Source organism: Leptolyngbya sp. CCNP1308 (assembly GCF_034932455.1).
GTDB lineage: Bacteria > Cyanobacteriota > Cyanobacteriia > Phormidesmidales > Phormidesmidaceae > Nodosilinea.
Map to the genome: position 1 here is coordinate 49,152 of NZ_JAYGIH010000080.1, position 11,526 is coordinate 60,677.

The 11,526-nt window shown below is 56.0% G+C and carries 9 protein-coding genes; 6 read left to right on the forward strand and 3 right to left on the reverse strand.

The genetic code is table 11. From position 1 onward, the window contains the following. Positions 1 to 103: 103 nt before the first annotated feature. Entirely contained in the window at positions 104 to 736 is a 633-nt protein-coding gene (gene upp / locus VB780_RS24305; RefSeq protein ID WP_323353769.1) for a uracil phosphoribosyltransferase, read from the forward strand. Positions 737 to 1,672: 936 nt separating this feature from the next. Beyond that, entirely contained in the window at positions 1,673 to 4,204 is a 2,532-nt protein-coding gene (locus tag VB780_RS24310) for a glycogen/starch/alpha-glucan phosphorylase (protein WP_323353770.1), read from the forward strand. A gap of 60 nt (positions 4,205 to 4,264) precedes the next feature. Here the strand turns inward: VB780_RS24310 and lspA are convergent, their stop codons facing one another. Together lspA and VB780_RS24320 are read right to left on the reverse strand one after the other, a co-directional pair. After that, a complete protein-coding gene (lspA, locus tag VB780_RS24315; RefSeq protein WP_323353771.1) occupies positions 4,265 to 4,744 on the reverse strand; it encodes a signal peptidase II in 480 nt (159 codons plus the stop codon). A 4-nt stretch (positions 4,745 to 4,748) separates the two neighbouring features. Further along, positions 4,749 to 5,348 carry a biotin transporter BioY gene (locus VB780_RS24320; protein WP_323353772.1) on the reverse strand — a complete coding sequence of 200 codons (600 nt, stop codon included), beginning with the start codon at positions 5,346 to 5,348 and terminating at the stop codon, positions 4,749 to 4,751. 336 nt (positions 5,349 to 5,684) lie between these two features. On the opposite strand from VB780_RS24320, the gene VB780_RS24325 reads away from it, so the two are divergent. Then, entirely contained in the window at positions 5,685 to 7,334 is a 1,650-nt protein-coding gene (locus VB780_RS24325; protein WP_323353773.1) for an alpha-amylase family glycosyl hydrolase, read from the forward strand. A gap of 79 nt (positions 7,335 to 7,413) precedes the next feature. Next, complete coding sequence (locus VB780_RS24330) at positions 7,414 to 8,358, forward strand: SDR family oxidoreductase (protein WP_323353774.1); 945 nt, start codon at positions 7,414 to 7,416, stop codon at positions 8,356 to 8,358. Between the two features lie 85 nt (positions 8,359 to 8,443). Here the strand turns inward: VB780_RS24330 and arfB are convergent, their stop codons facing one another. Beyond that, positions 8,444 to 8,857 carry an alternative ribosome rescue aminoacyl-tRNA hydrolase ArfB gene (gene arfB, locus VB780_RS24335; protein ID WP_323353775.1) on the reverse strand — a complete coding sequence of 138 codons (414 nt, stop codon included), beginning with the start codon at positions 8,855 to 8,857 and terminating at the stop codon, positions 8,444 to 8,446. Between the two features lie 230 nt (positions 8,858 to 9,087). On the opposite strand from arfB, the gene VB780_RS24340 reads away from it, so the two are divergent. Then, a complete protein-coding gene (locus VB780_RS24340) occupies positions 9,088 to 10,194 on the forward strand; it encodes a TPM domain-containing protein (protein WP_323353776.1) in 1,107 nt (368 codons plus the stop codon). Between the two features lie 128 nt (positions 10,195 to 10,322). After that, entirely contained in the window at positions 10,323 to 11,228 is a 906-nt protein-coding gene (locus VB780_RS24345; protein ID WP_323353777.1) for a M48 family metalloprotease, read from the forward strand. The last annotated feature ends 298 nt before the right edge of the window (positions 11,229 to 11,526 follow it).

Genomic DNA, 11,526 nt, shown 5'->3' on the forward strand with positions numbered 1-11,526 from the left:
GACGCCTGCTCAAACGCAGTAGCTGTTAGTCTAGCCTCGGCGGTGAGAGGGCGATCGCGCTCCACTGCCGAGGCTCAGTTGTATCTGTCTACCCCCACTCCCCATGCCCGACCTCCACCTGATCGATCACCCGCTGATTCAGCACAAGCTCACCCTGATGCGGCGGGCCGAGACCAGCACCGCAAAATTTCGCACCCTGCTAAAGGAGATCAGCCTGCTGATGGCCTACGAGGTCACACGAGATCTGCCGTTGAAGTTGGAGACGATTCAAACGCCCATGGCCACCATGGCAGCTCCGGTACTGGCTCCCGAGAAAAAGCTGGTGGTGGTTTCAATCATGCGGGCGGGGCAGGGCATTCTCGACGGCATTTTAGAACTCATGCCCTCGGCGCGGGTGGGGCACATTGGCCTCTACCGCGATCCCCAAACCCTGCGGGTGATTGAGTACTTCTTCAAGGTGCCAGACGATTTATCGGACAGGGATGTTCTCGTCGTAGACCCCATGATCGCCACGGGCAATACGGCGGTGGCGGCGCTGTACCCCCTTAAGCAGGCTAGGCCGCGATCGCTCCGCTTCCTCTGTTTACTGGCTGCGCCAGAAGGCGTGGCCCACTTTCACCGCGAGCACCCCGACGTGCCCCTCTACGCCGCCGCCGTCGATGAAAAGCTAGATGAGCACGGCTACATTTTGCCGGGACTGGGGGATGCGGGTGATCGCCTATTTGGCACCAAGTAACCGCAACCCAAACGCGCTGGCAAGACCAGCGTGCCCTTGAACCTGACTTGACTGATGCAGCCGAATTCCCGCTTTCCCTTGCGTTGAAATAACTGTTTGTGTTGCTTCCGTAAAGCCACGCTTTTGGGCGCAGGTTTTGAGGTGGACTTTATCTTAAATGAATCAGTATTTATTATCTGAAAATGCTGACATTATTAATTGAACTGTTTAATCTGAAATTTACTTAGTTAATAAATTGGTTAAGATAATCACAGGTATGCTGTTCATTAGCCGATGACCATCTCTAAGGCCGTGAAAGCATAGCGTTAAGCAACGTGAAGCGGTTCTAGCAATATTTAGAATTCTTCATAACATTTTCTTTACAGACGAAATCACCTCGGGGCAAGGGATACAGAATTTTGCCGTCGCAAAATATGTTCTCTGACGCACTAATTCACCTAACTTAATACTTCTAAATCAGCCACTCATAATGCTGTCCTTAACATTCTTTTAAGGACTCTGCGAATGCCGTGGCTAGTGGCATTGGGGCGATCGCCAACATAGTCTGCCGAGAACTGTGCTGCCAATTTAAGAAACTTGTGTGGCGGGCAGCGGGCTTTTTTCTTTCGTCCAGCACTTGGTCTGTGTTGGCTAGGCAACAGAGTTTTATTCGCGGCCAGTTAAAATGAGTTCACTCCCGTCAGGTGAGGGGTCAATTCGTTGGCCCAGCGCTGGTGAGTGAACCAATCCATGTTTGGGTTTGTTGGTAAAAATGTGGTGTAAATGTCTCAAGTCATTGAGACTTAAGTTGTTAACGTAATGGCCGCTGCTTGCCCTGGGTTAATTTGCCCAGGCAATGCGATCGCCCCCAGGGGCTATGGCCATCGCGGCACCTGCTTCGAGCCTACGGGCTGCCAGCGAATTCTTGTGTGAATCACTACAGTATTAAGGGTTCCTATGGCTAAGCAATCAATTCGTCTGCCCGAATCAACTACGACGACAGAGGTGCCTCTGTCGCTGGGGACGGCAGATGTGGCGCTCGATGCTGAAGCGCAGGTCAGTCAAATTCAGCAGGCGTTGGTCAACAACCTGCACTGGGTGCAGGGCAAAGACGAGCAGTTTGCCAACGCCCACGACTACTACACCGCCCTGGCCCACAGCGTACGTAACCAGCTGCTGAAAAAGCGTATTCGTACGGCCAAGACCTACGCTCAGGCCCAGGCCAAAAATGTCTATTACCTGTCGGCAGAATTTCTCATGGGCCGCCAGCTCGGCAATGGCCTGATCAACCTGGGCCTGTATGACACCATGCGCCACGCCCTGGCCGACTGCGGCCTCGACCTAGACGAGCTGCTGGAGCGCGAAGCGGAGCCGGGCCTGGGCAACGGCGGGCTAGGTCGCCTCGCCGCCTGCTTTATGGACTCGCTCACGACACTGAATCTGCCGGCGATCGGCTACGGCATTCGCTATGAGTTTGGTATCTTTACCCAGCTGATTCGCCAGGGCCACCAGGTCGAAGCCCCCGACAAATGGCTCAGCTACGGCAACCCCTGGGAAATTGCCCGTCCCGACTATCGGGTTGAGATCAAGTTTGGTGGCCACACCGAGGTCTACAAAAAAGACGGTGACGACGACTACCAGGTGCGGTGGATTCCGGCTCAGACCGTGATTGGCATTCCCCACGATGTGCCCGTGCCCGGCTACGGCACCGACAACGTCAACCTGCTGCGCCTGTGGAAAGCCGAAGCTGGCGAAGCCTTCGACCTCGATGCCTTTAACGCTGGCGACTACTTTGGGGCCGTAGCCAACAAGATGATCTCCGAGAACATCACCAAGGTGCTCTACCCCAACGATGAAACCCGCCAGGGCAAAGAGCTGCGTCTACAACAGCAGTATTTCTTCGTGGCCTGCTCGCTGCAAGACATCATTCGTCTGCATCTGCGCGATCACAGCAATCTCGAAAACCTGGCCGAATTTGCCGCCATTCAGCTCAACGACACTCACCCAGCCATCGGCGTCGCCGAACTCATGCGTCTGCTGATCGACGAGCACAATTTTGAGTGGGCCGCCGCCTGGAAAATCACCCAGCGCACCTTTGGCTACACCAACCATACCCTGATGCCCGAGGCGCTAGAAAAGTGGTCGGTGGACTTGTTTGGCAAGCTGCTGCCCCGCCACCTCGAGATCATCTACGAAATCAACCACCGCTTTTTGGCTCAGGTGAAGCTGCGCTACCCGAACGACCCCGATCGCCTCGAGCGCCTCTCGCTGATCGAAGAAGGCGGCGAGCGCCGGGTGCGCATGGCCAACCTGGCCTGCGTCGGCAGCCACGCCATCAATGGAGTTGCCGCCCTACACACCGAGCTGCTCAAGCAGGAGGTGCTGCAAGACTTTTACGAGCTGTGGCCCGATAAGTTTAGCAACAAGACCAACGGCATTACCCCCCGCCGCTGGCTGTTGCAGTGCAACCCCCGCCTGGCCCAGCTGATCTCTGAAACCATTGGCGACAGCTGGATCACCAACCTCGACGACCTCAAGCAGCTAGAAGCGCATCTCGACGACGAGGCCTTTCGCCGCGCCTGGCAGGCCATAAAGCAAGAAAACAAGTGGAGCCTGGCCCGCTACATCCACGACACCGTGGGCATAGAGGTCAACCCCGACTCAATGTTTGATGTGCAGATCAAACGCATCCATGAGTACAAGCGGCAGCTGATGAACGTGCTGCACGTGGTCACCCTCTACAACCGCATGGTGCAAAACCCTGGGGATCACGTCGTGCCGCGCACGGTGATCTTTGGCGGCAAGGCGGCCCCCGGCTACGCCATGGCCAAGCTGGTAGTGAAGCTGATCAACGCCGTGGCCGATGTGGTCAACAATGACCCAGTTGTGGCTGGGCGGCTGAAGGTGGTATTTTTGCCTAACTACAACGTCTCCCAGGCCCAGCGCCTGTTCCCGGCCTCTGACCTCTCAGAGCAAATCTCAACCGCTGGCATGGAGGCTTCGGGCACCGGCAACATGAAGTTTGCCCTCAACGGGGCGCTCACCATCGGCACCCTCGACGGCGCTAACGTAGAGATCCGCGAGGAAGTCGGGGCCGACAACTTCTTCTTGTTTGGTCTGACCACAGAGCAGGTCGCCGCCTGTAAGACCGTGGGCCACAACCCCTGGTACTACTACGACACCAACCCCGAGCTGAAGCGCACCCTGGATGCGATCGCATCCGGCCTGTTCTCCCCCGAGAACCCCGACCTGTTCCTGCCCATTCTCGACTCGCTGCTGGTGGATGACCCCTACATGGTGATGGCCGACTTCGCCGCCTACGTGCAGTGCCAAGAACATGTCAGCCGCACCTACGAAGACCGCGATCGCTGGGTACGCATGGCCATTCTCAACACTGCTCGCATTGGCAAATTCTCCGCCGATCGCACGATCGCCGACTACGCCCGCGAGATCTGGAAAGTGAAGGCGGTGCCGGTGGCTGGGGAGTAGATGAGTGAGGGGGTAGGCGGGGGTAAGTGTCACCCACCCACTCACCTCACCACCCACTCTCTATGCCTCTCCCCGCTTCGGTGGTTCCCGCAGCGCCGCCACCAGCAAGCAGACAATGCCGATATTGATGCAGACATCGGCCACATTAAAAATCGGGAAGCGAATCAGGCGAAAGTCTAGGAAGTCAATGACTTCGCCCGACAGCAGGCGATCGATGCCGTTGCCCAACGCTCCGCTGAGAATAAACCCGTAGCCCACCTGCTCCCAGCGGTTGGGCAATCGGGCTTTGAGGCCCAGGGCAATTAATCCCAGGCTGACGGCCATCGACAGCCACTTAAGCCACTCGCCATTGTCGCTAAATAGACTGAAAGCCGCGCCGCTGTTGGTCACATAGGTGAAGTAAAACACCCCTGGCCAGATCGGTAGCGAGTCGGGCGGGGTGGTGAGTTCAAAGGTTTGGGCCACCCAAAACTTAGTCAGCTGATCGAGGGCCAGCCCAATCCCAGCGGCGATCCAAAACCAACGATTTCGCAATCTCATGGGCCTAGTAAAACAACAGCTGCCGCAGCACCAGCGACAGCACCGCCACCGCACACACTACCACCAGATGGCCCGGCAGCGGCAAAATCGAGTAGCCCAGCAGCAGCTCCCAGTAGGAGGCCGATACGGTCTGCAACCAGCCTAGCAGGGAGGCCAGAGTCAGGTAAAGAATGCCCAGCCCGTGGATAATGCCCAGCCCGCTGAGACTGCTAAGGGCTAGCGTCTCCAGCTTGGGTGGGTTTTGAAAGGCCAGGTAGCCGCACACCCACCCAGCGGGCACAAAGCCAATTAGGTAGCCAAAACCCGGCTCGCGCACGTAGCTTAGTCCGCCCCCCTGGGTGAACACCGGAAACTCAAAAACCCGAAACAGGGCCAGCCCCAGCACCAGGTAGGCAATCTGTGATAGCGCCGCCGCATTTTTGCCCCCTACACAGCCGGTGAGCAGCACCGCCCCCACCTGAAAACTCACCCCCAGCGACAGCAGCCCAATGCCAGACTGCCCCCAAGTCCAGGGGGCGTTGAGGGTAAAGGCTTCCATCCAGGTGGCCACAATGGTGAGAACCAACCCGATTAAGGCCCACAGTAGTTCAAAGGGTGCTAGCACTAGCGATGTCTTCACCGATTGGCAGCAGAATTTAGACAATCACCTTAGCAGGGTTTGCCAGCCTGGGCACGAGTCAACCGAAAGAATTTTCTCTGTCGTCGCACACCCATTGCTAGACCTGTTCGAGACGCTGTACCTAGTTGCTGAAGAAGATACCAATGGCCCAGTTAACCTTGGCACACCATGCCGGGTAATGGTGTCTCCTACAGCTGCAGTCTGGGAAGTGACGGCACCTCAAATCAGTGAGCTTCAAGGAAGCTTGTCGATTGTTTCTGCCCAGGGATAGGTGAAAAAAAACAGGTTTACCCTCACATTAAAAAGAAAAAGGCACAGTCCATGGCCAACTCTATTGAGTTTGAGCTGTTTGCTCCCTACAGCGAGGGTGCAGTTTTAATCGGCTCCTTCACTGACTGGAAAGATGTATCCATGGAGAAAGGAAAAGATGGCTATTTTCGTGTCTCGGTGGATTTAGACGATGGTGACTATAACTACAAATTTCGAGTTCAATCTAAAAGCTTTTTCCTAGAAGTCAATGAGTGGATTGATGTCATCGATCCTAAGGCTAAGCATGTGGATGAGGGCCACCAGTTTGGCATTGTGCAGATCAAAGGTGGTGAACCCATTGTCGACAGTTATGTTTGGCACCACGACGAAAAAGGGTTACCGCAAAACGATGAACTGATCATTTACGAAATTTTAGTGAGTGACTTTTCGGGGGGAGAAGATGACTCCTACCCACGCGGGAAGTTTGAGCACATCATCGAAAAACTCGACTACCTTTGCGAACTAGGGATCAACGCTATTGAGCTAATGCCAATTCAGGAATTCCCAGGCGAGCATGGATGGGGATACAATACGCACCACTACTTTTCTCCTGAGTCGACCTACGGTAAATCTAAAGACTTTAAACACCTGGTGGATGAGTGTCACAGCAGAGGCATTCGCATTATTTTAGATATTATTCTAAACCACTCGGGCTCTGAGGCTCCGCTGACTAAAATTGACTATAGCTATTGGTACAGGCGCGAACCTAAGGATCCTGAACAAAACTGGGGACCGGAATTTGACTATGACCACTACGACGAACACCTAGACCTGTACCCCGCCCAGGAGTTTGTTAAAGACATTCTGCGCTTTTGGATCTCGGAGTATCACATCGATGGCTTTCGGTTCGATGCTGTCAGCCAGATGGGCCACTTTGACTTTATCGGCCAGCTGACCCAAGAGACTACTCAACTAGCTCAGCCTAAGCCATTTTATAACATCGGTGAACTGATTCCAGAATCGCCCGATGCCACTAATTTAGAAGGCCCTTTAGATGCCTGCTGGCGCGATGGTTTCCTCCATCAGATTCGCCCCCTGCTGTTAGAGAATGAGGGTGATATAGAGACTATCAAAGAGTTGGTTGATGCTAAGCGGTCGGGCTATTTAGGCGCAGTCAACGCCATCAACTATCTTAGCAACCATGATCACGATCGCCTTATGGTGCAGCTTGCCAACCACGAAATTTTTGATGAAGCTGCTTTTAAACGAGCCAAACTGGGGGCCGTGCTGGTGATGACCGCTATGGGCGTTCCTCTAATCTGGATGGGGGAGGAGTTTGGAGCCTATAACCCCAAAACCTTGGAGCCAGCCAAGATCGACTGGTCACTGCTAGACAACGATCGCAACTATGACCTGATGAAGTACTACCGAGGTCTGATTCATCTGCGCAAAAACAACCGTGCTCTGCGCACCGAAGACGTCGAGTTTTTCTACGAAGACGCAGAGGCTAAGGTACTGGCCTATATTCGCTGGACCGATGAAGGATCGCGAGTGGTGGTGGTAGTCAACTTTTCAGGGCAGTATTTGGCTGATTACAACGTTCGCAACTTTCCCCACAACGGCACCTGGCACGAATGGACGAATGACTACGATGTTGAGGTCAATGATGGGGTTTGGACTACAGATTTACCGGAATACGAGGCCAAAGTGCTGGTTGTTTAAGCGGCTGTGGCAATCCTGCATGGGTCGTGAAAATTCGTCGGGCAGTCATTTAATAACATCCCAATAACAGAGATTTTTCATGCAGCTTAAGCCAATTGATCAGCAGGTAGTGGTGATGGTAGGGGCTTCAAGCGGCATTGGTCGCGATGCCGCACTGGCGCTGGGCGAGCGGGGTGCTCAGGTGGTAGTGGCAGCGCGCAGTCAGGATGGGCTGGCGTCGCTGGTGGAGCAGATTAAGCAGATGGGGGGAGAGGCGATCGCCGTTGTGGCCGACGTGGCCGAGTTTGATCAGGTAAAGGCGATCGCAGATACTGCCATTACCACCTTTGGCCGCATCGACACCTGGGTTCACTGTGCCGCCGCTGGCATGGTCGCCCCCTTTGAAACCGTCACCATAGAGGAGTTTCGGCGGGTAATTGATGTCACGCTTATGGGCCAAATCTACGGGGCGAAGGTAGCCCTGCCTCACCTCAAACAGGCGGGGGGCGGATCCCTAATTGCGATTTCTTCAATGGAGGGGCGGCGGGCATTGCCCCTACAGAGTGCCTACTCAACCGCTAAGCATGGCCTAGAGGGGTTTCTTGAATCTCTGCGGGTGGAGCTTGAGCATGAGGGCTACGCCATCAATGTCACCAGTATTAAGCCAGCGGTGATCAACACCCCGTTTTATAACCACGCCCGCAGCAAGATAGGCGTTAAGCCCTCGGGCATTCCCCCTTACTATGACGCTCGCCTGGTCACCGAGGCTATTCTCTATACCGCCGAGCACCCGGTTCGAGACTTTATCGTGGGGGACGTGGGACGACTGCTGGACTGGAGTCAGCGGCTGTCACCGGGGCTAGTAGATTTTGCCCTCAGATACATTGGCTTCAACGGTCAGCGTACCGACGATCTCAAATCGCCCCAGGCCCCCGATGGTCTATTTGAGACGATGCCAGGTTACGACCAGGTGGAGGGCGATTTTGGCCATCTCACAATACCCAGCGTTTCTGACTGGCTGGTTAAGCTGCTCCCAGGTAGGTAACTTGTTGTTGGCAGGAGCCAGGTGCAAAAGTGCCAAATAGATGGGTGAGGTGAGGGGCGATCGCTCAGAGGTGCCGAAAATTCAACTATTCACGCACGTTGCCCCGCTGGGATTTGATCTGCCCGCGCTTGGTTTTACTGTCGAGGCGTTTTTTCTTGGCGCTTTTTGAGGGCTTGGTAGGTTTGCGCTTTTTGGGCGTGATGGTAACGCTTTGAATTAAGGTTTTGAGGCGATCGAGGGCGTCGGCTTTGTTTTGCTCTTGGGTGCGGTGCTGCTGGGCCTTGATGATGACGACGCCCTCCTTTGTGATGCGGCTGTCGCCTAGGTTGAGCAAGCGCTCTTTGTAGAGGGGCGATAGCGCAGAGGCGTTGATGTCGAAGCGCAGGTGAATGGCGGTGGCCACTTTGTTCACGTTTTGGCCCCCCGCCCCCTGGGATCGAACGGCACTCAGTTCAATGTCGCTGAGGGGAATGGCGGTGCGTTTGGTAATTTGCAGCATAGTCAGGAGCAGGCATCTAGCTCCACGATAGCCTTATCTTTTGCTCCCCAGCCTGATTGATCAGGCTGGAATCCAATTTTTTACCGAGGGCTGAGGTGGGGATCGCGCCTCAACACCCGATCCCGCAGATCAGGCGGTGAAATGTTGCGATCGCGCCATCTCTGACGGCCAGCACACTATCCTGGGAATCCTGAAGTCAGCCGCTTGCTGAGAACCCTGAAGCCATGGTTATGAAGTTTGCTACCGTCTGCTACCGCTGGACAGTTGGGCTGGGCCGGTATCGCTATGGGCTGCTGGGGGTTGTCAGCGCGATCGCCCTGCTGTTGAGCAGCCTGTCGGGCGGAGTGCAGGCCCAGGGAGGCTATCCGGCGTTTCAAGACCCCTATGTCAACGACTATGCCGACGTGCTGAGCGACCCTGAAACCAGCCAAGTTAGGGGACAGCTAGAACTGTTTCGCAACCAGACCGGCATTCATGCGGTGTTGCTCACTATCAACTCAATCCAGGACTACCCCACCGGCAACACGGCCCTCGAACCCTTTGCCACCCAGCTGTTTAACACCTGGGGCATTGGCGATGCCGCCCGCAACGACGGTATTTTGCTGCTGGTGGCCCCCGGCGATCGCAAGGTGCGCATTGAACTGGGCAGCGGCTACGATAGCCGTTACGACCGGGTAGCCCAGGCCATTATCGACGACACCATCCTGCCCAAGTTCAGACAGGGCGACATCGCCCAGGGTACGGCCCTAGGGATCAGCGAGATTGTCGACAATTTTGACCCCGACAGGCCGCCGTCCAACAACCCCATCCTGTTCTATATCTCAAGGCTGCCGGGGGGTCTCTGGCTGGGTAGCGGTCTGGCGGCGATCGGCGGGGCCGGCCTGGCGGGGGCGATCGCCTTGCAGCAGTGGCTGCGCTACCGCCAGCGCAACTGTCCCAAATGCCAGTCTGCCATGGAGCGCCTCGACGAACAGGCGGACGATCGCCACCTCAGCCCCGGCCAGCGCGTTGAAGAGTCAATTAAGTCAGTGGACTACGACGTTTGGTTCTGCCACAGCTGCGGACACCACACCGTTTCTGACTACAGCAGTTTTGGCTCGGGCTATCAAACGTGCCCCGGCTGTCGCCACAAAACGATGGCGGTGACCACTCACACCCTGGTTGCCCCGACCTACGACCACAGCGGCCAGGCTGAGGTCAGCGAGGCGTGCCGCTTCTGCGATCGCACCAACCGCTACACCCGCACGCTGCCCAGAAAGGAGCGTCCCAGTTCCAGCGGCGGTTCTGGCGGCGGTGGTGGGCGATCCTCCGGCGGTGGCGCTTCGGGTAGCTGGTGAGAGCCTTACCCTTTAGGCTAGTACCGCTAATTTCTAGAACTGGGCTATGTTCCATCCTGGGGTAGACCTCAGCCATGCACATCTTTGGGATGCTACAGAATGCACACCATGCCCTGAGGGGTCGATTTATGGTTGGGATGAATCTGTTTAGAACCTTTGCGCTGCTGGCGTTGCTCAGCGGGCTCATTGTGCTGGCGGGCTATCTGCTGGTAGGCAATGAAACGGGCCTGTACTATGGGCTGGGCTTTGCGGCGGTGAGCAGCTTTGGCTCGTGGTACTACTCTGACAAAGCGGCGCTAGCGGCCTTTAAAGCGGAGCCCACGCCCCGCAACGAGGCTCCCGAGCTATACGCCCGGTTAGATAAATTGAGCGATCGCGCCAGCATCCCCACCCCGGCCCTCTACCTGGTGCCGTCAGAATCGCCCAACGCCTTTGCCACCGGGCGGGATCCCAACCATGCGGCGATCGCCCTCACCAAAGGCATTATCGACCTGCTGCCCGACGACGAACTCGACGCCGTCATTGCCCACGAACTTACCCACGTGCGCAACCGCGACACCCTCACCCAGGCCGTAGCGGGCACCCTAGCTGGATCGCTGACCTTCTTAGGCCGCATTCTCACCCTAGGGGCGCTGTATTTTCCCATGGCGCGAGCCGGGGGGCGGCGGGGCAACAACCCCATCGCCATCCTGTTTTTGCTGATAATTGCGCCCTTCACCGCTGGGCTAATTCGCATGGCAATTTCGAGAACGCGAGAATATGCCGCCGATGCCGGGGCCGCCGAGATCACCGGCAATCCTTTAGCCCTGGTGCGAGCATTAGAAACCCTTGAAGCCACAGGGCAAAAAGTCCTTATTCACGGCAATCCAGCCTTTGCGCCGCTGTTTATCATCAACCCCCTTTCGAAGGAAGGGATGATGACCCTGTTTATGACCCACCCCCCAACGGAGGATCGCATTCAGCGCCTTAGGGAACTGGCTGAGCAGGCTATAGCTGACCAGGCGGATGAAAAAGCTTTGAGCCCCAGCGCTTAGAAAAGCGTCGAGGAATAACAGGGATGAATGGTTTTTAGCATGGGTTCAGCTCAATAAGCTGTGCCGTTTTTGTGGGTGAATTGCCATTTCCCGTTGGGGTCTAACACGGCGCAAATATCGTCATCGGGGTATGAGGCTGAATCGTCAGGACTGCGATCGCCCACTTCAAGGTATAGCTATAGCCACTTAGGTTAGGACGCGGCTTGCTTGAGGACGGCCTCAATGGCAGCCCGCAGACCATCATCATGAGGAAGGGCTTTTCGAATCCGGCTTTTCAACCACCCCCAGCACTTTTCAA